This is a genomic window from Paraburkholderia lacunae (assembly GCF_003353175.1).
GTDB lineage: Bacteria > Pseudomonadota > Gammaproteobacteria > Burkholderiales > Burkholderiaceae > Paraburkholderia > Paraburkholderia lacunae.
Window position 1 is genome coordinate 242621 of sequence record NZ_QHKS01000002.1, and the last position, 26221, is coordinate 268841.

Annotated in this window: 24 protein-coding genes and 1 pseudogene; 8 read left to right on the forward strand and 17 right to left on the reverse strand. The window is 64.0% G+C overall.

The features are described 5' to 3' along the window. Positions 1-5: 5 nt before the first annotated feature. Positions 6-410, reverse strand: coding sequence for a MerR family transcriptional regulator (locus tag DLM46_RS03885; RefSeq protein WP_115099459.1), 405 nt, complete (start codon positions 408-410; stop codon positions 6-8). Positions 411-597: 187 nt separating this feature from the next. Between DLM46_RS03885 and DLM46_RS03890 the strand changes: the two genes are divergently transcribed. Further along, positions 598-1671 (forward strand): MBL fold metallo-hydrolase, encoded by a 1074-nt coding sequence (locus DLM46_RS03890; RefSeq protein WP_165847906.1) that lies wholly within the window; start codon positions 598-600, stop codon positions 1669-1671. A 98-nt stretch (positions 1672-1769) separates the two neighbouring features. Here the strand turns inward: DLM46_RS03890 and DLM46_RS03895 are convergent, their stop codons facing one another. The 6 genes from DLM46_RS03895 to argS form a co-directional block, all read right to left on the reverse strand. Beyond that, positions 1770-3356 (reverse strand): ABC transporter substrate-binding protein, encoded by a 1587-nt coding sequence (locus DLM46_RS03895; RefSeq protein WP_115099461.1) that lies wholly within the window; start codon positions 3354-3356, stop codon positions 1770-1772. 279 nt (positions 3357-3635) lie between these two features. After that, on the reverse strand, positions 3636-4454 hold the full coding sequence (locus tag DLM46_RS03900) for a helical backbone metal receptor (RefSeq protein WP_115099462.1): 819 nt from the start codon (positions 4452-4454) through the stop codon (positions 3636-3638). Between the two features lie 3 nt (positions 4455-4457). Then, positions 4458-5231, reverse strand: coding sequence for an SDR family oxidoreductase (locus DLM46_RS03905; RefSeq protein WP_115099463.1), 774 nt, complete (start codon positions 5229-5231; stop codon positions 4458-4460). Positions 5232-5247: 16 nt separating this feature from the next. Then, the gene (locus DLM46_RS03910) at positions 5248-5886 is read right to left on the reverse strand and encodes a thiol:disulfide interchange protein DsbA/DsbL (protein WP_115099464.1); all 639 of its coding nucleotides are present in this window, start codon (positions 5884-5886) and stop codon (positions 5248-5250) included. A 180-nt stretch (positions 5887-6066) separates the two neighbouring features. After that, complete coding sequence (locus tag DLM46_RS03915; RefSeq protein WP_115099465.1) at positions 6067-6897, reverse strand: SPOR domain-containing protein; 831 nt, start codon at positions 6895-6897, stop codon at positions 6067-6069. Positions 6898-6958: 61 nt separating this feature from the next. Continuing rightward, positions 6959-8749 carry an arginine--tRNA ligase gene (argS, locus tag DLM46_RS03920; protein ID WP_115099466.1) on the reverse strand — a complete coding sequence of 597 codons (1791 nt, stop codon included), beginning with the start codon at positions 8747-8749 and terminating at the stop codon, positions 6959-6961. 444 nt (positions 8750-9193) lie between these two features. Between argS and DLM46_RS03930 the strand changes: the two genes are divergently transcribed. Beyond that, positions 9194-9520, forward strand: coding sequence for a DUF1840 domain-containing protein (locus DLM46_RS03930; RefSeq protein WP_115099468.1), 327 nt, complete (start codon positions 9194-9196; stop codon positions 9518-9520). 162 nt (positions 9521-9682) lie between these two features. Here DLM46_RS03930 and DLM46_RS03935 read toward each other — a convergent pair whose 3' ends face one another. The 7 genes and pseudogenes from DLM46_RS03935 to DLM46_RS03965 all read right to left on the reverse strand — a co-directional run bounded on the left by DLM46_RS03935 (position 9683) and on the right by DLM46_RS03965 (position 17395). Continuing rightward, on the reverse strand, positions 9683-9892 hold the full coding sequence (locus DLM46_RS03935) for an acid-shock protein (protein WP_115099469.1): 210 nt from the start codon (positions 9890-9892) through the stop codon (positions 9683-9685). A gap of 158 nt (positions 9893-10050) precedes the next feature. Further along, positions 10051-12777, reverse strand: coding sequence for a methionine synthase (metH, locus tag DLM46_RS03940; protein ID WP_279635159.1), 2727 nt, complete (start codon positions 12775-12777; stop codon positions 10051-10053). A gap of 87 nt (positions 12778-12864) precedes the next feature. Beyond that, on the reverse strand, positions 12865-13935 hold the full coding sequence (locus DLM46_RS03945; RefSeq protein WP_115099471.1) for a homocysteine S-methyltransferase family protein: 1071 nt from the start codon (positions 13933-13935) through the stop codon (positions 12865-12867). A 342-nt stretch (positions 13936-14277) separates the two neighbouring features. After that, entirely contained in the window at positions 14278-14535 is a 258-nt protein-coding gene (locus tag DLM46_RS03950) for a BTH_I0359 family protein (protein WP_074762832.1), read from the reverse strand. A gap of 118 nt (positions 14536-14653) precedes the next feature. After that, positions 14654-14964: pseudogene (locus tag DLM46_RS41090) on the reverse strand (alpha/beta hydrolase); the annotation flags it as partial. A gap of 90 nt (positions 14965-15054) precedes the next feature. Beyond that, positions 15055-16416 (reverse strand): DUF3108 domain-containing protein, encoded by a 1362-nt coding sequence (locus DLM46_RS03960; protein WP_115099472.1) that lies wholly within the window; start codon positions 16414-16416, stop codon positions 15055-15057. A gap of 70 nt (positions 16417-16486) precedes the next feature. After that, positions 16487-17395, reverse strand: a complete 909-nt coding sequence (locus DLM46_RS03965) for an IclR family transcriptional regulator (protein WP_115099473.1) — start codon at positions 17393-17395, stop codon at positions 16487-16489. A gap of 163 nt (positions 17396-17558) precedes the next feature. Between DLM46_RS03965 and DLM46_RS03975 the strand changes: the two genes are divergently transcribed. From DLM46_RS03975 to rfaE2, 6 genes are all read left to right on the forward strand, one after another. Next, positions 17559-18542 carry a fumarylacetoacetate hydrolase family protein gene (locus DLM46_RS03975; RefSeq protein WP_115099474.1) on the forward strand — a complete coding sequence of 328 codons (984 nt, stop codon included), beginning with the start codon at positions 17559-17561 and terminating at the stop codon, positions 18540-18542. A 223-nt stretch (positions 18543-18765) separates the two neighbouring features. Then, positions 18766-19986 carry an ABC transporter substrate-binding protein gene (locus tag DLM46_RS03980; protein WP_115099475.1) on the forward strand — a complete coding sequence of 407 codons (1221 nt, stop codon included), beginning with the start codon at positions 18766-18768 and terminating at the stop codon, positions 19984-19986. Positions 19987-20034: 48 nt separating this feature from the next. Continuing rightward, positions 20035-20931 carry an enoyl-CoA hydratase/isomerase family protein gene (locus tag DLM46_RS03985; protein ID WP_115099633.1) on the forward strand — a complete coding sequence of 299 codons (897 nt, stop codon included), beginning with the start codon at positions 20035-20037 and terminating at the stop codon, positions 20929-20931. Between the two features lie 261 nt (positions 20932-21192). Next, complete coding sequence (locus DLM46_RS03995) at positions 21193-22035, forward strand: PhaM family polyhydroxyalkanoate granule multifunctional regulatory protein (RefSeq protein ID WP_115099477.1); 843 nt, start codon at positions 21193-21195, stop codon at positions 22033-22035. Positions 22036-22602: 567 nt separating this feature from the next. Continuing rightward, positions 22603-23475 carry a ferritin family protein gene (locus DLM46_RS04000; RefSeq protein ID WP_115099478.1) on the forward strand — a complete coding sequence of 291 codons (873 nt, stop codon included), beginning with the start codon at positions 22603-22605 and terminating at the stop codon, positions 23473-23475. Positions 23476-23619: 144 nt separating this feature from the next. Continuing rightward, positions 23620-24102: a D-glycero-beta-D-manno-heptose 1-phosphate adenylyltransferase gene (rfaE2, locus tag DLM46_RS04005; RefSeq protein ID WP_115099479.1), complete on the forward strand. Its 483-nt coding sequence runs from the start codon at positions 23620-23622 to the stop codon at positions 24100-24102. A gap of 54 nt (positions 24103-24156) precedes the next feature. On the opposite strand, the gene DLM46_RS04010 is transcribed toward rfaE2, so the two are convergent. From DLM46_RS04010 to DLM46_RS04020, 3 genes are read right to left on the reverse strand one after another with little or no spacing between them, the layout of a single operon-like run. Further along, a complete protein-coding gene (locus DLM46_RS04010; protein ID WP_115099480.1) occupies positions 24157-24396 on the reverse strand; it encodes a hypothetical protein in 240 nt (79 codons plus the stop codon). A gap of 50 nt (positions 24397-24446) precedes the next feature. Beyond that, the gene (locus DLM46_RS04015) at positions 24447-25262 is read right to left on the reverse strand and encodes a type III pantothenate kinase (protein WP_115099481.1); all 816 of its coding nucleotides are present in this window, start codon (positions 25260-25262) and stop codon (positions 24447-24449) included. Then, positions 25259-26164, reverse strand: coding sequence for a biotin--[acetyl-CoA-carboxylase] ligase (locus DLM46_RS04020; protein ID WP_115099482.1), 906 nt, complete (start codon positions 26162-26164; stop codon positions 25259-25261). The genes DLM46_RS04015 and DLM46_RS04020 overlap by 4 nt, the downstream gene beginning before the upstream one ends. Between the last annotated feature and the right edge of the window lie 57 nt (positions 26165-26221).

Below are 26221 nucleotides of genomic sequence, written 5' to 3' on the forward strand. Positions count from 1 at the left end.
CACGCTCATGCGGGCTTGGCTTCGCGCGTGCCGCTTTCGAGCAGCGCTTGTGCCTGGGCTTCGTATTGCGCAAGGTCTTCGAGCGTCGCGTTCAGGTCTTCCAGTTGACGTTCGAGCACCTCGCGATGCCGGGCCACCGTCGCGAGGAACGCGTGCAATTGCGGCACGGTGTCGGTCGGCGATTCGTAGACGTCCAGCAGATCGCGGATTTCCGACAGCGTGAAACCGAGCCGTTTGCCGCGCAGCGTCAACTTCAGGCGGGTTCGGTCGCGGCCTGAGTAGACGCGCCGCAAGCCGCTCGATCCCTCGCGGCTCGGTGAGAGTAAACCCTGATCTTCGTAGAAGCGGATCGCACGCGGCGTCACGTCGAATTCCCGCGCGAGCTCGGTGATCGTGTATTGCGTATTCATCGGGGCATCCCGTGGCCGGGCAGAAAATCGGATTGAACGATAGAATCGACGTTTACGTTATCGTCAACTTGATCGAAACGCAACCAGGCGCAATACGGCACGCTGACTTCGCGAACGCGCCGCAACCACGCCATCCGGCATCGCATACCTCGCCATGCCGGATGGCCGACGGAGGAAGACACCCACAATGAACGCCCTCGAACATCAACTGGACTATCCGTTCAACGACACCTTGCCCGAACTGGGTCAGGCGGTGGAAGTCGCGCCCGGCGTGTTCTGGCTGCGTATGCCGCTGCCGTTCGCGCTCAACCACATCAACCTCTGGCTGCTACGCGATGAAATCGACGGTCGGCAGGGCTGGACCGTAGTCGACTGCGGCATTACGTCGGACACGATCAAGGAGAACTGGGAGAAAGTGTTCGACTCGGTGCTCGACGGTTTGCCGGTGCTGCGCGTGATCGTCACGCATTGCCATCCTGATCACATCGGCCTCGCACACTGGATCTGCGCCGGCGGCGACCAGCGGCGCTGGGACGTGCGGCTGTGGATGACGCTCGGCGAATACATGCAAGCCCGCGTGATGGCCGCCGGCGACGGTTCCAATGCGGGCGGCGAGGGCGCGGCTCGCCACTTCGCGCGGCATGGCGTCAAAGACGAGGAGTCGCTGGAGAAGCTGCGCAATCGCAAGAGCTACTATTCGAGCCTCGTGCCGGCGATTCCGGGGCAGTATCGCCGGCTGCGCGAAGCGGAGAGCGTGAAGATCGGCGGCAAGGCGTGGCGTGTGGTGACCGGCTTCGGCCATTCTCCGGAACACTGCGCGTTGCACTGCGAAGAGACGGGCGTGCTGATTTCCGGCGACATGGTGCTGCCGCGCATTTCGACCAACGTGTCGGTGTTCGATATCGAGCCGGAGGGCTCGCCGCTCGCGCTGTATCTGGAATCGCTCGGCCGCTATGAGACGATGCCTGAGGACACGCTGGTGCTGCCTTCGCACGGCAAGCCGTTTCGCGGCGTGCGTACGCGCATCACGCAACTGCGTGAGCATCACGACGCGCGTCTGGCCGAAGTGCGCGAGGCGTGCGCCGGGAAGCCGCAGAGCGCGGCCGATATCGTGCCGCTGATGTTCAAGCGCCAACTCGATATTCACCAGATGACGTTTGCGATGGGCGAAGCATTGGCTCACTTGCATCTGCTCTGGCTCGCCGGTGAATTGCAGCGCACGCAGGATGCGGATGGCGTGATCCGGTTTTCGGCCCGGTGAGCGTCACGCGTACATGAAAAAAGCCCGGTGCTTTCGCAACCGGGCTTTTCTGTTGGCGTGGTGCTGCTGACGCTTACCGCACCGCCTGACTGTCTGGCTTACTGCACCGCCACCGTCCCAAAGTTCTGCCGTCCAAACGGACTGACGTGATAACCGCTCACGCTCGTGCGCGTAATCGCCGCGGCGGTCGGATATCCCAGCGGAATCCACAGCGCCTCGTCGTGGATGATCTGCTGCGCCTGTTCATACGCTTTCGCGCGTTTGGCTTGATCCGGTGTGGCCTTGCCATCGGCGATCAGCTTGTCCAGATCCTGATCGCAGAAGCGCGCGAAGTTGATGCCTGACTTCACCGCATTGCAACTGAAGAGCGGCGACAGGTAGTTGTCCGGATCGCCGTTGTCGCCGGCCCAGCCCATGAACAGCGTGTCATGCTGGCCCTGCTTGGCCTGCTTGATCAGCTCGCCCCATTCGATCACCTTCACGTCGGCCTTCACGCCGATCTTCGCGAAGTCGGCTTGCAGCAGTTCGGCGCCGGCCTTCGGATTCGGATTCAGCACGCTGCCGTTCGGACGCACCCAGATGGTCGTTTCGAAGCCGTTCGGATAGCCGGCGTCCGCGAGCAGTTTCTTTGCCTTTGCCGGATCGTACGGCCAGGGCTTGACCGACTTGTCGTAGCTCCACGTGTTCGGAGGATACGGGTTGTTGGCCGGCGTCGCGGTGTTGTCGAAGACGGTCTTCAGATACGTGCCGCGGTCGAACGCCATGTTCAGCGCGGCGCGGACCTTCTGGTTGTCGAGCGGCTTCTTCTGCGTGTTCAGCGCGACGAACGCGGTCATGAAGGCGGGCGTCTGCACGATGGCGAGCGACTTGTCGCTCTTCGAGTCGGCGAGATCCTGCGGTTTGGGCGACAGCGCGATCTGGCATTCGCCCGCCTTCACCTTCTGCGCGCGCACGGTGGCGTCCGGCGTGATCGCGTAGATCAGGCGGTCGATCTTCGGTTTGGGACCCCAGTAGGTCGGATTCACGTCGTAGCGGATCACCGCGTCTTTCGTGTAGCTCTTCAGCTCGAACGGACCGGTGCCGACCGGCTTCGAGTTCAGATCGACCTGCTTGCCGGCCTTGAGCAACTGGTCGGCGTATTCAGCCGAATAGACCGACGCGAAACCCATCGTCAGGATCGACACGAAGGTTGCATCCGGCGCGTTCAGTTCGAACTTGACGGTGTTGTCGTCGACCTTGCCGATGGACTTGATCAGCTTCGGCAAGCCCATCGACTGCGCATGCGGAAACCCACTCGCGCCCGTCACCTTGTGCCACGGGTTGCTGTCGTTGAGCATGCGGTCGAACGTGAACACGACGTCGTCGGCATTCAGCGCGCGGGTGGGCTTGAAGTAGTCGGTGGTCTGGAACTGCACGTTCGGGCGCAGGTGGAACGTGTAGGTGAGGCCGTCGGCGCTCACGTCCCATTTGTCGGCGAGCGCCGGGACCACTTTCTTCGCGGCCTCGTCGTACGAGACCAGCGAATTGAAGATCACATCGGCCGACGCGTTGGTCGTCACCAGCGAATTGAACTGCACGACATCGAAGCCGTCGGGGCTCGACTCGGTACAGACGGTCAGCGGTTTGGCGAGCACGAGCGCGGGCGCCGTGAACAGTACGGCGGCTGCGAGCAGTTTGAAGCGCATAGGATCTCCCATAACGAGCGCAGTCAGGCAGTGCGTCTGGTGGTGTGGTTATGTTCCGTTGACGAGTGACGGCAACTGACAGCGGCGTGGCCGTCGTCTTTATTGTGATACGTTTCCGGCGCAGGCGCATGGTTGGGGTGCCGCACGGTTTGGCTGCCGCACTACCCGCCCGCACTACCCGCCTATACCCGCGCGCCGGCCTTCGCGAAAGCTTATCGAAGGGTGGTTGCGGCGACAACAACTTAATCCACATATCCATATGGGGGCGGCGACACGCGTTCACGGCGCGGCGGCGCGGTGCAGCAGATAACCGATGCCTTCGACCGCGCGCACGCCATACCACGACACCAGTTCTCCATCGATTAACTCGATGCGCTTGCCGGCGAAGCGCGGATCGCGCTTCAGCGTGTCGCAATGCGCCTGCGTGAAGCGATACGGCTCGCTGGCGAGGAGGATGCGGTCGACCTCGGCAAGCCACGGCGCGTGGTCGAAGTCGATGGTTGGGTAACGCGCGGCGCCCGCCGCGCCGCCTTGCACGTCGGGCAGGGTCCGCCAGTTCACGAGCCGCAGCATCGCGGCGATGTAGGTATCGCGTGCGACCGTCATCCAGGGTTCGCGCCAGATCAGATACAGCACGTTTTGAGCGGGAAACGCGCGCGCCGCAGCTTCGTGCAGGCGCGCTTCGAGCGCCTTGCTCAAGCGCCGGGCTTCCTGCTCGCGGTTGAAGATCGTGCCGAGCAGCGCGTACAGCGAGAGATTGTCCTGCGGCGTCAGCGGATGAGTTACGACGATATGCGGCACGAACGCGCGCAGTGTGTCGACGGTATCGCGCTCGTTTTCGTCGATATTGACGATCAGATGGGTGGGGCGCAGCGCGCGGATCGCGTCGATATTCACGGCCTTGGTGCCGCCGACCTTGGGCACCTGCCGCACTTTGTCGCGCGGATGCACGCAAAAGCCGGTGCGGCCGACGATTTGCCCGTCGAGTTCCAGCGCGAACAGCAATTCGGTGATGCTCGGCACCAGCGAGACGATGCGCACCTCGCCGCCCGCAACTTCGTGCGCGACGCCGGCTGCATCGACCGCACGCGGCCGCATGATTTACTCGGTGACGGCGCGGGGCTTGCGCGGCGCGCGCTCGAAGATGCGGTCGTAGAGCCAGCGCGGCAGTACGTGCAGCAGCATGGCCCCGATGCGCATCTGCCACGGGAACACCGCAAAGGCGGTTTGCCGCTCGATTGCCTGCGCGGCCTTGAGCGCGAAGCGCTCGGCATCCATCAGAAACGGCATGGCGTACGGGTTGTGCGCGGTCATCGGTGTGCGGATGTAGCCAGGCGCGATCGTGACCACGCCGACGCCCAACGGCCGCATTTCGACGCGCAACGCTTCGAGATACTTCAGCGCCGCCGACTTCGACGCGCTATAGGCGCCGGAGCCCGGCAAGCCGCGCACGCCGGCCACGCTGGCAATGCCGACCAGTGTGCCTTTCCTTGCTTCGACCATGGCGGCGGCGAACGGCTCGAAGGTGGCGACCATGCCGAAGTAATTGATGTCCATCACTTCGCGGAAGGTGCGCAGATCGCCGTGGCCGGTGAGCGCGCCGCGGCTGATGCCGGCATTGGCGATCACGACATCCGGCAAGCCGTGCTGTGCGATGAATCGTGCAGCCGCTTCGGCGAGCGCCTCGGCGTCGCGGACGTCGACGGAATAGATCGAGACGGTGTTCTGGGGATGGGACTGCTGGAAGGCGGCGAGCGCGTCACCGCGGCGGGCAACGAGGCCGAGAATCGCGCCGCGCCGCGCATATTCGGCGGCGAGCGCGAGGCCGATGCCACTCGATGCGCCGGTAATGAAAACCTTCAGAGGGGAGCTCATTCCGGCGCCTTTGACGTTACATCTTCTTGGCGCGGACTTGCTGGACCAGGTAGTCGAGCACCTGGATCGTGCCCGGCAGGCTGTTGGTCGCAGCCGGACCGGTTTCATACTTGCCTTGTACGGCAAGGGTCGGCACGCCGTCGATCTTGTAGTCTTCCATCAGCTTCTTGTCTTTTTGCAGCGCGCTTTGCGTCGAGAACGAGTTGTACGCGTCCATGAACTTCTTCGAATCGACGCCGTTCTTCGCGAGGAACTTGGCCTGATCCTCCGGCGTCAGCAGGTAGTTCTTGTTGACGTGGATTTCGTTGAAGATCTTCGGCGTGAGCTGTTGCGCGAGACCGAGTGCGTCGACGGCGTGGTACAGCTTCGAGTGCGGAATGAAATCGTCGCGGAAGGCGACCGGCACCCGCTTGAACACGACGTCCGGACCTTGCTTCTTGACCCATGCTTCGAGGAAGGGGTCGAATTCGTTGCAGTGCGGGCAGCCGTACCAGAAGAATTCGGTGACTTCGATCTTGCCGGCCGGCGCGTCGGTAGGTTGCGCCGCCGACAGCACGGTGAAGTCTTTGCCGGATACCGGTGCGGTGGGCGATGCGTGCGCCGTGGCGGCAACGAGGCCCAGCGAGAGAAACAGAATGCTCAGCAATTTTTTCATGTTGTGTTGACCCAGGTAGGCGGTAAAGCGGTGGCGCCACGCAAATGCCCGTCACCGTTTATAAATCGGCGTAAACGTCTTGTTTGCGTCTTGTTTGTCCGTTGTGCTTGTGACACGCGCCGCACGGCGATAGTTCGGCGGCGGCGCGTCACGGCAAAGCATCGTTTGCTTATTGTTGGCTCATTGTTTCGTAAAGCGGATCACAGCGGTATCCACGCCTGCGTCGGACAGACGCTGACGGCTCGAATTCATGTCCTCGAACTTCGAGAACGGCCCGATGCGCACCCGGTAGTACGTGATACCGCCCGCGTCGCGCTGCGTGACCTTCGATTCGAAGCCCTGGAAGGCGAGACGCGCGCGCTGCTGCTCCGCATCGGCCGCGGTCTTGTACGCGCCCACTTGCAGGAAGTAGCCGGTATTGGCGTCGCCAGGCGTGGGCGCCGCATTCGAACCCGGCTTGATGCTGGCGACCGTCGTGGACGAACTGCTCTTCGGCGCCGAGGTGCCCGCGGTGGCCGAAGGCGCGCTGCCGGCTTGCGGCTTCTTCGCCGGCGCGGCGGCGCCGTTGCCGTTGCTGTTGCCGTTATCCTGCGCGGGTTTCGGTGCAACCGCCGTGCCGTTCGCATTGCCGTTTGCGCTGCCGTTCGACGGCGGCACTTCGACGATCTGCGGCTCTTCCAGCATGCCCGACTGCGTCTGCGAATTGGTCTGGCCCGGTGCGGTGTTCGGCGGCGCCGGTTGTGCGGCTTGCGGCACCGGCTGGCCCGGCGTCTTGCCTTGCAGCGGACGGTTCGGATCGTATTGCGGCTGGCTCGCGCCGGAATCGGACGCCGCGGGCGGCGCGACCTTTGCGACGAACGGCGTGGGCGCACGGGTGATATACAGCGCCACCACTACCGCGATCGCAAGGCCGACGATCAGGCCCAGCACGATGCCGAGAAAAGTACCCCCGGTTTGTTTCGATTGCTTTGTTGTGCGGCGTGGTTTTGCCATCGTATGAATCACCTGCAAAAAGAATCCTGGAACGGCCGTCGATTATAACGACGGCCGCATGCATGTTGCGCCGGAGGACTTACATCTTGACGGGAGCGGAGACGCCGATCGTCGCGAGGCCGTTGGCCAGCACCTGGCGCGTGGCCGCGAGCAGCGCGACGCGGGCGTTGCGCTCGGCTGCGTCGTCGACCAGCACGCGTTCGGCTTTGTCATTGTAGAACGAGTGGAATTCCCCGGCGAGGTCGCGCAGGTAGAACGCGACCGCGTGCGGCGCGAGTTCGTCGGCGGCATGCTGAAGCATGTCCGGGAACTCGGCGAGCTTGTTCAGCAAGGCCATCGCGCGTTCGCTCGTGAGCGGCGCCACGTCCACCTCGGCCAGCGTGCTTTCGTCCGTGTTGTAGCGCGCCTTGCACTCGGCGATCACCGAGCAGATGCGTGCGTGCGCGTACTGCACGTAATGCACCGGATTTTCGTCGTTCTGCTTCAGCGCGAGGTCGATGTCGAACACGAATTCCGTATCCGCTTTGCGCGAGATCAGGAAGAAGCGCACGGCGTCGCGGCCGCGGCGAATCGTCTCTTCGTCGATCAGGTCGACGGCGGCTTCCGAGCCCGGCGTCGCGCCGCCCGACCATTCGATCAGATCGCGCACGGTGACGTAACTGCCGGCACGCTTGGAGATCTTCACTTCCTCGCCGTTGCGCATCACCGTGACCATCTTGTGCAGGATGTAGTCGGGATAGCCCTTCGGAATGCCGATGCCGAGCCCTTGCAGGCCGGCGCGCACCCGCGCGATCGTGCCGTGGTGGTCCGAGCCCTGAATGTTGATGACCTTGGTGAAGCCGCGTTCCCACTTGGCGACGTGATAGGCGACATCCGGCACGAAGTACGTGTAGGTGCCGTCGCTCTTGCGCATCACGCGGTCTTTGTCGTCGCCGTCGTCGGTGGTGCGCAGCCACAGCGCGCCTTCCTGGTCATAGGTCTTGCCGGCGGCGATCAGCGCCTCGACCGTCTTCTCGACCCGGCCTTCCTTGTACAGCGAAGACTCCAGATAGTACTGATCGAACTTCACGCCGAAGGCCTGCAAGTCCATGTCCTGCTCGCGGCGCAGGTACGCCACCGCAAAGCGGCGGATCGCGTCGAGGTCTTCGATGTCGCCCGCGCCCGTCACCGGCTCGCCGTCGCTCGCGGCAACGGTGACGCCCTTCATATAGTCTTGCGCGATCTCGGCGATGTACTCGCCGTTGTACGCGGATGCCGGCCAGCCGGGCTCGCCGGGGGCGAGGCCGCGGGCGCGCGCCTGGGTCGACACGGCGAGCGTGTGGATCTGCACGCCGGCGTCGTTGTAATAGAACTCGCGATGCACGTCATAGCCTTGCGAAGCCAGCACGTTCGAGAGCGCGTCGCCGAGCGCTGCCTGACGGCCGTGGCCGACGTGCAGCGGGCCGGTCGGGTTGGCCGAGACGAATTCGATCAGCACGTGCTTGCCGGCGTCGCGTTGCGAGCGGCCGAACGCGTCTTTCCCGGCGAACACGGCGGCGATGACCGCCTGCTTGGCGGCGGCCGCGAGACGCAGGTTGATGAAGCCGGGGCCGGCTACTTCGGCGGCATCGACGAGACCCCTGGCTTGCGGTTGCGCGAGCAGCGTGTCGACGATCTGTTGCGCCAACTGGCGCGGGTTGGCGCGCAGCGGCTTGGCGAGTTGCATCGCCACGTTGCAGGCGACGTCTCCGTGCGCCGCGACCTTGGGGCGCTCCAGCGTGATTGCGGGCGCGACGAAAGTGGCTTCGCTCGCGCCCCAGGACGCTTGCGCAACTTGCTTCACCGTGTCGGCGAGCAGTGTTTCGAGTGTGTGTTTATGTGCAGGCAGCATGCTTGTTGCGAGTCCAGTGAGGCAATCCGGTGATGCGGAAGAGGTGCCGGCCGCGCGGCAGGCGCAGCCGATTCGTCAGAAGCGTGGAAAGCGGCGGCGCGCCCGCCAGGATGCATCGGGCACGCCGCTCGGGCGCGGCTTCAGGCACATGGCCTGCGACGCGGCCGGCGCGGTGCGTAGCGTCATGCCGAGGCGCTTGCTGCTGCGGCACGCAGCGGACCGCGGCCAGCCGGCCCGGCCGCGCGACTTCCGCCAGGCCGCGCGCGGCGTATGGCGGCGCGCTTTTCCGTCCAGACGGATTTTAGCAGGTGCTAATATGTTCAATGAGATGCCCACTAAGGGCCGTGGCCGCCATGCCTGATCGGCGTGTCAACGAAACGCGCGTCGGCGGCGGCCGTACAGCCGCTCGCGCGGCGATCCAACATAACGAAAAAGGGAACAGTCATGCTGATTACTTTCAAATGTCGCGCAGCGCCGGACGTGGTGATGCTGGAGAATCTCGCTCACTACCTGGTCGGCATCGTCGGCAAGCGGCTGGGTGAGCGTGGTGTCATTACCCACGACGAAGTGGGTATTGCGATCACGAAACTCGAGTCGGCCATCACTACCGACAAGCAGGAGCGCGCCGAGCACGACGGTCATTTCCACGAAGGCGAAGAAGGCCACGAGCCGCATGAGATTCCGCCCGGACTCGCGCAGCGCGCGTATCCGTTCCTCGACATGCTGCGCGCGGCGCAGAAGGAAAACGCGGACATCGTCTGGGGCCTCTGATTTCGGGCCTGCCCACCGGTCGCGGCGTGCGGTACGCCTCGCGCCGCAGACCCTGATGTGCCAATCCCGATGTGTCAATCAATCGTGTGCCAATAAAAAGAGCCCGCTTCGCGCGGGCTCTTCGTCTTTCGCAGGCCCGAACGGGCGGCCTGTCCGGGCTGCTTACTGGCTGGCGGCATCCGCCGATGCGGCCATTGGCGCTGACGCACCCTTTTTCATTTTCTTCGTTTTCGGCTTCTTGACGTGCTTCTCTACCGGCGGCGAATACGAACTGACCGCGCTGGAGCCGGCCGGAGCGGCCGTCTGAGCCAGCGCCGCCGAGGCGCCGACGGCGAGCGAAACAGCAGTCAATAACAGCGTCAGCTTCTTCATACGATTTTCTCCGTTGACGATTGCAATTGGGTAAGCCGACGCGTTTTGGCCGCGTCTGGCGGGGTAAAGCTAGTTCAGTCTACAAAGCCGAAAATTGCACTGCCGCAAATATTCAGTCTTTGCAGCCCGATATAGTGGGTTTCCCGCCACGCAAAGGCTTACAGCAACGGCGCGAGAGCCCGTTCGGCGTCCGTTTTCGACAACGACATGCGTTTTGCGTAGTCTTCCAACTGATCCTGGCCGATCTTGCCGACCGAGAAATAGGTGCTGTCCGGGTGCGCCAGATAGAAGCCGGAGACGCTCGCCGCCGGCAGCATCGCCAGCGATTCGGTGACGCTCATGCCGATTTCGTTGGCTTGCAGCACGTCGAACATGTCGCGCTTCACGAGGTGATCCGGGCAAGCCGGATAGCCCGGCGCCGGGCGGATGCCGCGGTACTTTTCGGCGATCAGGTCGTCGTTGGAGAGCGTTTCGGTGTTCGCGTAGCCCCACAGGTCGCGCCGCACGCGGGCGTGCATCGCTTCGGCGAAGGCTTCGGCGAAGCGGTCGGCGAGCGCCTTCAGCATGATTGCGCTGTAGTCGTCGTTGTCCTTCTCGAACTGCTTTTCCTTTACGTCGACGCCCAGGCCCGCCGTGACCGCGAACATGCCGATGTAGTCGGCCACGCCTGATTCCTTCGGCGCGATGAAGTCGGCGAGCGACCGGTTCGGCCGCATCACGCCGTCCACCACCGGCCGCACGCTCTGCTGGCGCAGGTTGCGCCATGTGAGCGCGACTTCGCTGCGCGATTCGTCCGTGTAGATTTCGATGTCGTCGTCGTTGACCGTGTTGGCCGGCAAGAGCGCGATCACGCCGTTGGCCTGCAGCCAGCGGCCCTGGATCAGGCGCGCCAGCATCGACTTGCCGTCCGAGAACACGCGCCGCGCCGATTCGCCGACGATCTCGTCGTTCAGGATCGCCGGGTAGGGGCCGGCGAGGTCCCAGGTCTGGAAGAACGGGCCCCAGTCGATGTAGTTCGCCAGTTCGTTCAGATCGAAATTCCTGAACAGCCGGCGGCCGATGAACTTCGGCTTGACCGGCTGGTAGTTGGCCCAGTCGACCTTGGTCCGGTTCGCACGCGCTTCGGCGAGCGTGACCATCGGCAGGGCTTTTTTGTTCGCGTGCTGGTCGCGGATGCGGTCGTAGTCGGCTTTGAGATCGTCGACGTATTTGGCCGCGCCTTCGTCGGACAGCAGGTTCGACGCCACCGAGACCGAGCGCGACGCGTCCGGCACATACACCACCGGGCCTTCGTAATGCGGCGCGATCTTCACTGCGGTATGGACGCGCGAAGTGGTTGCGCCGCCGATCAGGAGCGGAATCTTCTTCACGCGGAAATAGTCGTCGCGTTGCATTTCGGAGGCGACGTACGCCATTTCTTCGAGGCTCGGCGTGATCAGCCCGGACAGGCCGATGATGTCCGCGCCTTCGACCTTCGCCTTCGCGAGAATGTCGTTGCACGGGACCATCACGCCCATGTTGACCACTTCGAAGTTATTGCACTGAAGCACCACCGACACGATGTTCTTGCCGATGTCGTGCACGTCGCCCTTCACCGTGGCGATGACGATCTTGCCCTTCGCGCGCACGTCGCCGCCGGCGGCCGCGAGCTGCTTCTTTTCTTCTTCGATGAAGGGGATCAGGTGCGCGACCGCCTGCTTCATCACACGCGCCGACTTCACCACCTGCGGCAGGAACATCTTGCCCTGACCGAACAGGTCGCCGACGATGTTCATGCCGTCCATCAGCGGGCCTTCGATCACGTTGATCGGGCGGCCGCCTTCGGCCGCGATCTTCGCGCGCACTTCCTCGGTGTCTTCGACGATGAAGTTCGTGATGCCGTGCACCAGCGCGTGCGACAGGCGTTTCTCGACCGGCTGGTTGCGCCACTCGAGGTTCTCTTCCTTCTTTGCCGTGCCGGTCTTGAACTTGTCGGCGATTTCCAGCAGGCGGTCGGTGCCGTCTTCACGACGGTTCAGCACCACGTCTTCGACACGCTCGCGCAACTCGGGATCGAGATCGGCATACACGCCGAGCTGGCCCGCGTTGACGATGCCCATGTCCATTCCCGCCTGGATTGCGTGATAGAGGAACACGGTGTGGATCGCTTCGCGCACCGGATCGTTGCCGCGGAACGAGAACGACACGTTCGAGACACCGCCGCTCACCTTCGCGTACGGCAGGTTTGCCTTGATCCAGCGCGTCGCGTTGATGAAGTCGACCGCGTAGTTGTTGTGCTCCTCGATGCCGGTGGCGATCGCGAAGATGTTCGGATCGAAGATGATGTCTTCCGGCGCGAAGCCGACTTCATTCACGAGGAAATCGTACGAACGCTTGCAGATCGCGGTCTTGCGCGCAAACGTGTCGGCCTGGCCTTGCTCGTCGAACGCCATCACCACGGCAGCCGCACCGTAACGGCGGATCAGGTTCGCATGATGGCGGAACGCCTCTTCGCCTTCCTTCAGCGAGATCGAATTGACGATCGCCTTGCCTTGCACGCACTTCAGACCCGCTTCGATCACTTCCCACTTCGACGAGTCGATCATGATCGGCACGCGCGCGATGTCCGGCTCCGACGCGATCAGATTCATGAAGCGCACCATCGCCGCTTTCGAATCGAGCATCGCCTCGTCCATATTCACGTCGATGATCTGCGCTCCGTTCTCGACCTGCTGACGCGCGACCGCGATCGCCTCGTCGAACTGGTCGTTCAGGATCATTCGCGCGAACGCTTTCGAGCCGGTCACGTTGGTGCGTTCACCGACGTTGATGAAGAGCGCCCCGGACGTGACGTTGAACGGCTCGAGGCCGGAAAGGCGCATGGTGTGATCGGTCATGGCGTGTATGCGGTTCGATTGCGTGCGGGATTGCGTACGATTAGGTGTGTCTGTTTCGGTAGCGGAAGAGCGGCGGGTGGGCGCAGAGCCGCGAACTCAGGCTGCGTCGCGATATTGCGTCGGCCACTTGCGCGGCTTCACGTCGGCCAGCGCTTTCGCAATCGCCGCGATATGCTCCGGCGTCGTGCCGCAGCACCCGCCCGCGATATTCACGAGACCTGCCTGCGCAAACTCCTTCAGCAATCCCGACGTATCCGCCGGCAATTCGTCGAAGCCCGTGTCGCTCATCGGATTCGGCAAACCGGCGTTCGGATAGCACGACACGTAGGTGTCGCACAGCTTCGCCAGTTCGGCGATGTACGGGCGCATCAACGCCGCGCCCAGCGCGCAGTTCAGGCCGAACGTGAGCGGCTTCGCGTGACGCAGCGAATTCCAGAATGCTTCGACAGTCTGCCCCGACAGAATGCGGCCCGATGCATCGGTGACCGTGCCCGAGATCATGATCGGCAGACGTTCGCCGGTGTCCTCGAAGAGTTCATCCAGCGCGAACAGCGCGGCCTTCGCATTGAGCGTGTCGAAGATAGTTTCGACGAGAAACAGATCGGCGCCGCCGTCGAGCAGCGCCTTGGCCTGCTCGTAGTACGCCGCGCGCAATTCGTCGAACGTCACGTTGCGCGCGCCTGGATCGTTCACGTCAGGGGAAATGCTCGCTGTTTTCGGCGTCGGTCCGATCGCGCCGGCGACGAAGCGCGGCTTGTCCGGCGTCGAGTACTTGGCGCAGGCGGCGCGCGCGAGCTTCGCCGATGCGAGGTTCATCTCGACGGCGAGGCCTTCCATCCCGTAGTCGGCCTGCGCGACCGTGGTGGCTCCGAACGTGTTGGTCTCGATGATGTCCGCGCCCGCCGCGAGATATTGCTCGTGGATCTCGCTGATGATCTGCGGCTGCGTGATCGACAGCAATTCGTTGTTGCCTTTGATGTCGCGCCCGTAGTCCTTGAAGCGCTCGCCACGGTAGCGGGCTTCGTCGAGCTTGTAGCGCTGGATCATCGTGCCCATCGCGCCGTCCAGGATCAGGATGCGCGACTTGAGCAGCGCGGGCAGCGCCGTGCCGCGCGTATAGGCGGCATCAGGACGGACTGGCGTGGCGGTTTGAGCAGGCTGGTTCATGGCGGACGTGGGCTTGCGCCGGCTTTTTCAGGAAACTTGTCATTGTAGCCGCTGCGGGTCGCTTGCGCCGGGCGTGGGCGGCGCAAGCGCCGTGGGCGAGGCGGAGTCGTCCGCCTCGCGACCCACGCGCACGCGAGCACCCGCAAGCAGATGTAAAGCGGCAGCGCACGCAAATTAACGGCAACGCACGAAATGCAGGAAAGGGAAGGAGGAAAAGAAAACGGCCCAGCGGGCACGGGCCTGCTGGGCCGTTCTATCGATGCTGACCGACTTCAAGGCCGCCGGCTGTGCCGGACGGCGCGGTCGATGTATGTCGCCAGACTGTTAAGCCGAACCTCGAGGTTAGTGAAGAATCACCGGTTGATGCATCAGACTGTCGAACTGGCCGAGGAATTCGTCTACCTCGTCCAGCGACGGCTCCTCTTCGATCAGTTTTTGCACGTGCTCGCGAAAGCGCGCGGCCATTGCACCGTCGATATAGATTTCACGCTGCATGTTCTTGTCGACGATCTCGTAGCCACCGGACTTCATGGCCAGCAGACCTTCCTGCGGCGGAAACTCGACGACGCAGTAGTTGGGGCTGTTGTAGATCATTTGCATGGCGACACTCCTTATTTCCGTTGGCTCCTGGCCGTTCCTGCACCGTACGTGGAGCATTTGGTGTGGAATTCAAGGGGTGGGTCCGGATTGATGCTTGTAAAGGTTCCGAACCTACCGGTTAGACCGGCCTTGCAAGAAACGTTTCAAGCAGTGCAGCAAAACGGTGAGATTGCTCGATCGGGGCAAGATGAGCGGCTTCGAGCAGTTCGAACTGTGCGCCTTCGTGGCGTTTGCCATGGCTTGTGTCGCAGCAGGCGGCGTGCCTGTGTCGCGGCGGCCCGCCGCCGCGAGGGTGAGAAGACGTAACGTCCCCAGCTTACCGCGGACATCGAAATCGCGCAGCGCTTCGCATGCGAGAGCGTAGCCTTCTGACAACGTATTGATCAGCGCGTCGAGAATCTGCTCGACGGCTTCAGGGTGTGCTGCCTGACGCAGTGGCCGCGCGAACGGTTGCAGCTCTTCGGGCGAGTAAGCGTTGCCGCGGAAGTTTCGGCGATTTCTTCGAGATCCTGCTCGCGTTCAAGGCTTTTCGGGCGCGCCGGCGGAATCGGTCGAATCGACCGGCGACGTGGGGGGCGAAGTGGCTGCGGAAGCGGGCGAGGCGGTGGGCTGCGCCTCGGGTGTGCCTGCCGATGGCGCGGATGGCGCCGGGTTGGCCGCTGTGTTGGTCGGCGGGTGGGTCGCGGGGTTGGTCGAATTGTCAGGCGAACCGTTGCTGCCGCTGTTGTCGCGTTTCTCGCGGTTGCCGTTGTTATCCGTACCGCTGGCCGAACCGCCGACGCCCGCAGCATCGAGCTTGCCGCGCCAGACGAGTTCGAATTGCGTGCCGTTCGGTTCGGTTTGCATGATTCGCGCGGGCAACCAGCCGAGCGATGGCGCGAGCCACACGTCGATTCGGCGCTGATCGCCTTCACGGCGGGGCAGCCGCTTGAAATGGCGTGTATCGAGGTAGCCCTGCGCGGTGCGGATCGTCTCGTCGCCGATTGTCTCGACCGGCCAGTTCTCGCCGCTGTCGCTATCCACGACGAAGAACTGCCGCGTCACGCCGGGTTTATATGCGTCGGGGTCGCCGCGCACCAGGCTGGCAAGTTGCATCACCATGCTGAAACGGTCCTGCGCGCCGTCGGGCAGCGGCAGTGTCGCCGGCGTGCGCGTGAATGCGATCTGTCTGGCGGTGCGGTTGAAGATCGATACGTCTTCGGGCCGGCGGCCGCGTTTTTCGATGTATTGCTCGGGGGCGAGGCCAAATGCGTCGATGCGGCCGTGGCTCGAATACACAAATGCGCCGACGAACGGTAGCGGCACGGATACGACCATTTCGTAGCTCTGGGCGTTGCTGGTCCAGTGGATCGTGCCGGGCTGGTTGCGCACGCCGTTGTAGAACGAGTCGTATTGCAGTTCGCCCGACGGCGGGACGGAGAACTTTACGCCGGATGAAGCTTGCGGCGCACTGGCGGCAGCGGGCGCGCCGGCCGTGCCATTCGATGCAGCAACGGCGCTGCTTGCCGCAGCCGATGCGCTCGCCGCGGCGTCCGGCGCGGCCGTGGCGGGAGCGGGCGCAGCGGTTCCCGGCTGCGTAGCGGTCAGCACATGTTCGCGCGGTTTTCGGGGGATGGCTTGATGCGCCGGCTGCAGTTGCTGCGAGGCGTCGGCGGGCTTGCGCTCGATGCGCTCGGGCATCAGCAGCGCGACCTGCACGGGAATAGTCTGCTTGTCCGCTGCATTCAGCATCGCGCGGTTGCGCTCGACCCACTGCGCGGCGATCCAGTGCAGAACGGCCACCACCAGCAGCACGGCAATCCATCGCCACGCGCGCAGATCGAGGCGCGCGGCGATGGGCTGCGTGCGCTCGGAGCTGCGTGTGATGGACGGTGACGACATCGGCGAGTGGAGTTAGGCGACGGAAGTTAGGCGACGGAAAGTGAGCGGGTTGGCGCACGCGTGCAGCGCGTCAGCGCGGCGTCGGACTATACCCCAGCTCATACGACAGCTTTTGCGCACACTCGCGCAGGGCCGTATCGATCTCGCCGCCCCAGCGGATATCGAACGCGCCTTCATGACCGAGCGCGACCAGGCCGAGCGCGAGATCGCCGGTCGAGTCGAACACCGGCATGCAGAACGCGTGGATAGTCGGCAGCAACATGCCCTCGACGCGTGCCGCCTCATGCTGTCGCACCTCGGCCAACACGCGTTCGACTTCTTCCCGCGTGCGCGGTTCGCTGGCTTGCGACGAGCGGCGCGAATCGGCCAGCTCGCGCTCCAGCATCGCGGCGGTCTTGCCAGGCGGCAGATAGGCGGCAAACAGCAGGCCGGTGGCGGAACTGAGCAGCGGCATCACGTCGCCGAGCTTGAGCGACGCCTTCGCCGGGTGGCTCGACTCCATCCAGTGAACCATCGTCGGACCCTGATTGCCCCACACGGCGATGCCCACGGTCAGATCGAGCCGGTCGCGCAGTTCGGCGAGCGCGATGCGCGCGAGCTTCACGCCGTCGACGCGCGCGAGCCGCGCGAGTCCCAATTGCAAGGCGAATCCGCCGAGCTCGTAGCGGCCCGACAGCGGATCCTGCGCGACCACGCCGAGCCGCAGAAAACTCACCAGATAGCGATGCGCCTTGGCCGGACTCATGCCGGCGCGCTGCGCCAGATCGCGCAGCATCATCGCGCGCGGTTCGTGAGTCAGCACGTCGAGCAGCCTGAAACCGACTTCGATCGACTGAATGCCCGAGCGCAGTTTCTCCTCGCCGGCTTCGACGGCTTCGACGGTTTCGTCGTCTGAGGAATCAGCGGATTCAGTTCGGTCGAGCGGTCCAGCTGGGGTGGCATCGGGATGGATCGCGCCGGGGCGGGCAAGTGAAGGCATGAGCGAGGCGCACGGAGCGCATTCAAAAGACGGTCAGAAAACAAGCAGAGCGGCCAGTCCGCCGCGGCCCGCAAGCGACGGCCGGGCCGCGGCGCTTGGGTCGCGATGATTCACCATCGTAGAATAGATTCCCTCTATCGTCACCAATACGGCTCATTCCTCTATGAAACTTGCCACGCTGAAGGACGGCACGCGCGACGGCCAGCTGATCGTCGTGTCCCGCGACCTGCACACTGCGGCGATCGCCGACGCGATCGCGTCCACGCTGCAGCGCGCGCTCGACGACTGGGCCTTCTATGCGCCGCAATTGCAGGACCTGTACGACGCGCTCAATCAGGGACGCGCCCGCAATGCGTTCCCGTTCGATGCGAAGGACTGCATGGCGCCGCTGCCGCGCGCCTTCCAGTGGGCAGACGGTTCGTCGTACGTGAACCACGTCGAACTGGTGCGGCGCGCGCGCGGCGCGGAAATGCCGCCGGAATTCTGGACCGATCCGCTGATGTATCAGGGCGGCAGCGACGACTTCATTGGCCCGAAAGACGACGTACTGTGTGCGTCTGAGGAATTCGGCATCGACTTCGAAGCGGAAGTCGCCGTGATCACCGGCGACGTGCCGATGGGCGCCACGCCCGACCAGGCGCTCAAAGGCGTGCGTCTGATCACGCTGGTCAACGACGTCTCGCTGCGCAATCTGATTCCCGCCGAACTCGCGAAGGGCTTCGGCTTTTTCCAGAGCAAGCCGGCCAGCTCGTTCGCGCCGGTCGCGGTGACGCCCGACGAACTCGGCGAACACTGGCGCGAAGGCCGAGTGCACCGGCCGATGATCGTCCACTGGAACGGCAGGAAAGTCGGCCAGCCGGACGCCGGCACCGACATGGTGTTTCACTTCGGCCAGTTGATCTCGCACGCGGCGAAAACGCGCAATTTGCGTGCCGGGGCGATCGTCGGTTCGGGCACAGTGTCCAACAAGGACGCGAAGCGCGGCTATTGCTGCATCGCCGAGAAGCGCTGCCTCGAAACCATCGAGCACGGCGCGCCGCAGACCGAGTTCATGAAATACGGCGATACGGTGAAGATCGAGATGTTCGACGAAGCGGGCAAGTCGATTTTCGGTTCGATCGACCAGAGTATCGCGCCGCTGGACTGATGCACTGGTTTTGTGCGGAACGCGGCGTCGGGCCGGCGTCCGCGCAAGGTTCTCAGCATACGAAAGGGTTTCGCCCGATGCCGCCATCAGAGCGCACCGTTACACTGAACGCCGCGGCGGCGCGCCAGGGGGAGGGCCGTCGATCCGCCGCGTGATGGACGCACGACGGACGCAGTCCATCGGCACAGTACGTCAGAACGAATAACGACCGTGAGGAAACAGCATGCCGCGATTCAAATCGTCTGAGCCGGCAACCCTGCGTGCTCGCGTATCGGGTTTGCATGCAACGAAACTGCGGTATCGATTCCGCTGTCTGGCTGCCGCGCTGGGCGCCGCGTTGCCGGGCATCGTGCTGGCGCAGGTGAAGATCGGTCTGGTGCTGTCGCTGACCGGGCCGGCCGCGTCGCTCGGCATTCCCGCGCGCGATACCGCCACGCTGCTGCCCAAACAGATCGGCGGTCAGCAAGTCGAATACATCGTGCTCGACGACGCGTCCGACACCACCCAGGCCGTTCAGGACACCAAGAAGCTGATCTCCGAAAATCACGTCGACGTGATCATCGGTTCGTCGATCACGCCGAATTCACTCGCGATGATCGACGTCGTCGCAGAGGGCGAAACGCCGATGATCTCGCTGGCGTCGTCGGCGAAAATCATCGATCCGGTCGACGCGAAACGCCACTGGGTATTCAAGACCCCGCAAACCGACGCGATGATGGCTTCGGCGATCGCCGAACATGCCAGCGCGCATGGCGTCAAAACGATCGCGTTCATCGGTCAGGCCGACGCGCTCGGCGAGACGTTCTACACCGAAGTCGCGAAGTTCGCGCAACTGCATCGCATCAACGTGGTGGCAAGCGAGCGTTTCAATCGCACCGATCCGAGCGTCACCGGCCAGGTCCTCAAGATCCTCGCGGCCAATCCCGACGCAGTGGTGGTGGGCGCGGCCGGCACGCCGGCCGCCTTGCCGCCGAAGACGCTCAGGGAGCGCGGCTTCAAAGGCCTGATCTATCACAACCATGGAGTCGGCAATAACGACTTCCTGCGCGTATGCGGCGCCGATTGCAACGGCACCTTCCTGCCCGCCAGCCCGGTGCTGGTCGCCGCGCAACTGCCGACGGACCATCCGGCCAAGCGTCTTGCTCTCGATTACATCGCGCGCTTCGAGGCGCTGCGCGGGCCGGGCAGCGTGTCGGCGTTCGGCGCCTACACGTGGGACGCGGGCATGCTGCTCGGCAACGCCGTGCCGATCGCACTGACACAAGCCGGGCCCGGCACGCCGGAATTTCGCCGCGCGCTGCGCGATGCGCTGGAAGCGACGCGCGCGCTCGCGAACACCAACGGTGTGGTCAACATGAGCGCCACCGATCACCTCGGGCTCGATCAACGGGCGCGCGTGATGGTCGAGATCCGGAACGCCAAGTGGGTTTACCAGCCGCGCTGAGCTCGCGCGCGGCTTTTGACAGACATACCGATGGACGGATGGCTCACCATGTCTCAAGCACCACACAGCAACGATCCCTTTTACGCGCACTACCGGTCGCTGCAATTGCGCCGGCATCCGCACGGCGTGCTCGAAGTCGTGATGAGCGGCGAGGGCGCCAACCGGAGCGGGCTCGCGACGGCCACCGCGCGGATGCACTACGAACTCGCCGAAATCTGGCGCGATATCGATCGGGATCCCGAAACACGCGTCGCGATCATTCGCGGCGAGGGCAAGGGGTTTTCGGCGGGGGGCGACCTGCAACTGGTCGAAGACATGGCAACCGATTTCGAGGTGCGCGCGCGGGTCTGGCGCGAGGCGCGCGATCTGGTCTACAACGTGATCAATTGCAGCAAGCCGATCGTCTCGGCGATGCACGGACCGGCGGTCGGCGCCGGGCTCGTGGCCGGCCTGCTCGCGGACATCTCGATTGCGGCGAAGTCGGCGCGCATCATCGACGGCCATACGCGCCTCGGTGTCGCCGCAGGCGATCACGCGGCAATCGTCTGGCCGCTGTTGTGCGGCATGGCGAAGGCCAAGTACTACCTGCTGCTGTGCGAGCCGGTGAGCGGCGAAGAGGCTGAGCGAATCGGGCTGGTGTCGCTCGCCGTCGACGACAACGATCTGCTGCCGAAGGCATTCGAAGTCGCGCAGAAACTGGCCAGCGGTTCGCAAACGGCGATTCGCTGGACCAAGTACGCGTTGAACAACTGGCTGCGCTCCGCGGGACCGGCGTTCGATACGTCGCTGGCGTTGGAATTCATGGGCTTTGCCGGGCCGGACGTGCGCGAAGGCGTGACCTCGCTGCGCGAGCGGCGCGCGCCGGACTTCGGCGGCGCGGACCCGTGGAGCGGACATTCTCAACGGGCGCCGCGTGGCGGCACTTCGGGCGGCGAGCGTTCGTGATGCCGGATGCCGGCGTATGAGGTGCTGCGTGAAAGGTGTCGAACGGGCCGGACATCCGGTCGGACAGCAGGCTAACCAACAGGCAGGACAACAGGCAGGACAACAGGCAGGACAACAGGCAGGACAACAGGCAGGACAACAGGCCGGACAACAGGCCGGACAACAGCGCAAACCAACCCCGGAAGCTGTGCCGCGCGCGGTATGATCGGACGCGCGCGGGATGGCGCTACTTCCTTCCCTTTCTCCTACGAGGCGACAAGCATGACCGATACACCTGGTTCAACGCCGCCCTTTCCGGGCTTTCCCGGTTTTCCGCCCGCTGAAATGCTCGATCGCATGTGGGGCATGATGCGTCTTTCGCCGTTCGGTTCGGCTTTTTCGGGCGCGGAGCCCGGCGGTCTCGGGCCGTCGCTGTCGATGATGTCCGACATGATGGCGCCGCTCACCAGTGTCGAAGAACTCGACAAACGCATTACCGACATGCGCGCGGTCGAGCAATGGCTCAAGCTGAATCTGAACATGCTGCAGTCCGCCATTCAGGCGCTCGAAGTGCAGCGCGCGACACTCGCGACGCTGCGTGCGTTCGGCGCGTTCGCGCAGGCGTCGATGGCGCAGCCGGCTTCGCCGTCCGCTGCGCCGAGTCCTTCGCCGGCGGCGGGTTGGTCGCATCCGGAGGCGTCCAGCGCAGCGGGTACGTCGAGCGCGTCGAGTGCCGGTTCGCCGGAAAGCGCCAAAGCCGACGCCGATACCGCCGATACCGCCGATACCGCCGATACCGCCGATACCGCCGATACGCCGCCCTTCGACGCCTCTGCCTGGTGGAATCTGCTGCAATCGCAATTCAACCAGATTGCCCAGTTCGCGATGACGCAGCCGGGAGCCGCGGCCGCAGGCGCGGCGAGCGGGAGCGCCCCGGCGTCGCCGGAAGATGCGCAAACCGATGAGCAGGCGGCGTCGGTCGATGAACCGGGTGGCGCGCCGGCGAAAGCCGATGGCGAGGCCGAAGCGGCGGCGAAACGTCCCGCGGCGAAACGGGCGACGTCGTCCGCCAGGCGCGCAAGTAGTTCAACTGCCAGCCCGCGCGCAACGAAAAAATCCATTTAACTGCGGCACAGAGGCCAGGAAAGAAGCGGGGAGCGGCACGCGAACCACACGCAGGCGGCGCGAACGAATATGAATTCGCCGCCTGTCACGGTTTTGACCATGATCGACGGTCATACTCGCCTAATTGCGCGTTTATTGAGATCGGTCAAGCGGGCAGCGGAATTGCGGCGCCAAGCGCGGGTTCCGTAAAGTCAGCGTGCTATCATTGTTTAAGCTTTATTTGGCTTTTGGGCGTGCGCTGAAAAACAACCAATCCAGCCGCCCTTGCTCCATTCGTCGCCGGCACAATCGGCGTAGGGCTGGACGGTGCGGTTTTCATCGCAAACTGGCTCGACCTCAGGCACAGGGCATCCCTCACCCACGGTTGGCCGCGCAGCGCATCACCCTTTGGTTGTCGCCGCCGCGCAAACGCCCAGGACTTCTTTGCTGCCCAGTGCGTCCAGGCAGCTGATTACCGCGTAAAATTGAATGTTGGCCGGCAAACGGTGCATTCCGTTCGTCGTAAGCAAAAGTGCTACACGTAGTAGTAACAGACACAGACAGTATGCGCAGAACAGGGGTGGGACTATGAACACCATGCTTTATCCGGAACTTTATAAATCGCTCGAATCCGTTCGATGGGACATGGAGAAAGACATTCCCTGGGACAAGTTCGATGCATCGCTATTGACCGACGAGCAGGCCGCAACGATCAAGATGAACGCGATCACCGAATGGTCGGCGTTGCCCGCCACCGAAATGTTCCTGCGTGACAACCATCACGACAGCGATTTCTCCGCGTTCATGAGCGTGTGGTTCTTCGAAGAACAGAAGCACTCGCTGGTGCTGATGGAATATCTGCGCCGCTTCAAGCCGGAAATGTGCCCGACCGAAGAAGAACTGCACGCCGTGCGCTTCGAATTCGATCCGGCTCCGCCGCTCGAAACGCTGATGCTGCACTTCTGCGGCGAAATCCGCCTGAATCACTGGTATCGCCGCGCGGCCGAATGGCATACCGAGCCGGTCATCAAGCACATCTACGAAACCATTTCGCGCGACGAAGCGCGGCACGGCGGCGCCTACCTGCGCTACATGAAGAAAGCGATGGCGCAAACCGGCGACATCGCACGTGCTGCGTTTGCCAAGATCGGCGTCCTGATGGCATCGGCGCGCCGTACTGAAAAGCCGCTGCACCCCACTAACCTGCACGTGAATCAGGCGCTGTTCCCGCGCGACACGATTCAATCGCGCCTGCCGGATCCGGAATGGCTCGAACGCTGGCTCGACGAGCAGATCCGTTTCGACGACGGCTGGGAAAAGAAGGTGGTCGAGCGGATTCTGCATAACCTGTCGATCCTGTTCGAGCGCACGTTCAATACGGCGCAGGAATTGAACCGCTATCGCAAGGAAGTGGTCGCGCGGTTGCAGGTCGATCAGAAATCGGCCGAACAGCCGGCTTGATAGTTTCAGGTACGTGGGCGTCTACGTCACGTACCGGTTTGTTGGTTGAGAACGGCCTGGCAGGCGTGAGCTTGCTGGGCCGTTTTGTTTCATGCTGTTCGGCGTGTATTGTGGCGAAACTTCTTTTTTCTTTCTGACTCCGTTATGGCTGCTACTTTCGAACGCAAGATTCTTACGCGCGATGCGCTGGCCGAGCTTCGTCCTTCGCTGCCGGCGCCGGTTGTCTTTACCAACGGTGTGTTCGATATCCTGCATCGCGGGCATGTGACTTATCTTGCCGATGCCAAAGCGCTTGGGGCTTGTCTCATCGTCGGCGTGAATAGCGACGCTTCAGTTCGCATGCTGGGTAAAGGGGATGATCGGCCTATCAATAACGAGGCTGACCGGATGGCCTTGCTCGCGGCTTTGGAGAGCGTCGATTATGTGGTTTGCTTTGGGGAGCAGACGCCCGTCGAGTTGATTTCGGCCTTGCGGCCGGATGTGCTCGTTAAAGGCGGTGATTACGACATGGATGCTTTGCCGGAGTCGGCGATTGTGCGCGGATGGGGCGGGCGGGCGTTGGCGATTCCGTTCGAGCATGATCGCTCGACCACTGCACTTCTAAGGAAGGTTCGGGCACAAGGCTGATGCTCATTTTTGCCTTGAGCGGCGCGATTCTTTGGGGCGGCGCGATTCTCTTCTTCACTGCGGCAGCGCCGACGCCGCGATCGGCGCCGTCGGTGCGGGGCCGCCTACTACGGCCTGGTCCGCGGCTGCGGCGGCCGTCAACGGTTGTATCTTCAACCAATCCGGATGGATCTGGCGGTTCAGGTGGTTCGGCTCGCGTCCGCCGGCTGTAGGCGTCGGGCCGAAGACGCCGCGCATCGCGACGAATGCCAGCATGTTGGCAAGAAACAATATGGCAATCAGCCAGCGCAGCATCGTTAATATTCCCCGTCCAGAAATTGAGCCGCCGTTTCTATCGTCACCGTTCAGGCGCTCCGCGCCGGCGCGCTCTCGGCCGCAATCAGCGCAAGCCCGGACAGCACCAGCGAATCGTGGCGAGTATGCGGTACTTCCAGCGCACCTGTCACTTCGTCCGCGGCGCCGCCACTCACCACCAACCGCACCGGCACCCGCCACTCGCTCTGCAAGTCGCGCCACATTCGTTCGATTAAACCCGCTTGCGCCAACGTGCAGCCCGCAGACAACGAACGCGGGGTGTCGGTAGCGAAGAACGGACCGCGACGCTCACCGCCAGGCGCATCGCCATCGTCGAGCAGGCCGCGTGCGGCGTTGGCGTCGAGCGTCGGCAGTTGCGCAGTGTGCTCGCCGAGCGAGCGCATCATCAAGGTCCAGCCTGGCGCAATCAATCCGCCGATAAAGCGGCCGTCCGCACGCAAGGCTTCCAGCGTGGTCGCCGTGCCGAAGGTCGCGATCAGCAGATGCTCGCCCGGAAATGCCGCATGCGCGCCAATCAGGCCGGCCCAGCGATCGCTGCCGAGCGCGTGCGGCGTCGTGTAGCTATTGGTCACGCCGCATTGCTGCGCGCAGGCACGGATCGTCGTGAGCGGCAGTTGCGGCCAATGAGCGTCGAGCAACGCGCCGATCCGGGCCGCCACCGTCTCGCCCGCGACGTTCGACAACCATGCGCTGCCAGGCGTCGGCAGAGTCGACCAGTCGGGTTGATCGGCGCCGCCATGCGCGAGCGCTCCGGCCGCGCACTGCGTGCCGTCGCGCTGCACCAGCGCCCACTTGATGCGGCTATTGCCCGCGTCGATCAACAGATAAGGCGCGTCGCTCGTCATGCGGCACCGTCGGCCAGCCGCAGCGAGACGTCGCCGGTCGCGATGGTCTGCCGGCCCGAGGCCGTGTCGAGCAGCAACTGGCCGCGTTCGTCGACGCCCGCCGCTACACCGCGCACAAGTTCTTCGCCTTGCTCCAGCAGCACCACTTCGCGGCCCGCATAAGCGTGCACTGCGTTCCAGCGCGGCTGGAACGGCGCGAAGCCTTCGGCGCCGAAGCGCTGCAGCGCCGGTTCGAGCGCGTTCAGTTCGGCGGCTAGCGTGTCGGTGAGGTTCGCGTTGGGCAGTGCGCGTTGCAGCGCGGTCGGCATGGCGCCGCGCGCTTGCGGCGGCACGTCGGCGTTCAGTGCGCCGACCCTGGCGGCGAGTTCGTCCGCGCCTTTCACGTTGGTGCCGATGCCGATCACCACCGCGCTCGCTTCGTCCGTGCTCCACGCGGTTTCGATCAGGATGCCGGCCAGCTTGTCGCCTTCGAGCAGCACGTCGTTGGGCCACTTCAGCGCGATCTGGCCGGGCCCCGCGACCGGCAGCGAACGTAGACCGTCGACGAGCGCCACGCCGACGGCAAGGCTCAAGCCCGCCAGGCCTTCTAGCGGACGCGGCAGCACGCACGCCACCGAAAACAGCAGCGCATTGCCCGGCTCGGCATACCAGGGCCGGCCCCGGCGGCCGCGGCCCGCGGTCTGCAGATACGCGACCCGCACGATCGGCCGCGGCAGCGCGCCGGCTTTGCGCGGCAGCGCTTTGACGCGGGTCATCAGGTCGGCGTTGGTCGAGCCGGTTTCTTCGACAATTTCGATCGGCCAGTCATGCGCCTGGGGGCCGAACAGCGCGACGGCCCGCGCCCGGTCGATACGCCAGTCGGCAGCCTCGGCGGCTTTGGGTGGGGTCTTGGAAGCGTTCATCTTTATATTGTAGCGATAGCGAACACAGCGAGCCCGCGAGCACGGTCCATCGCCCGC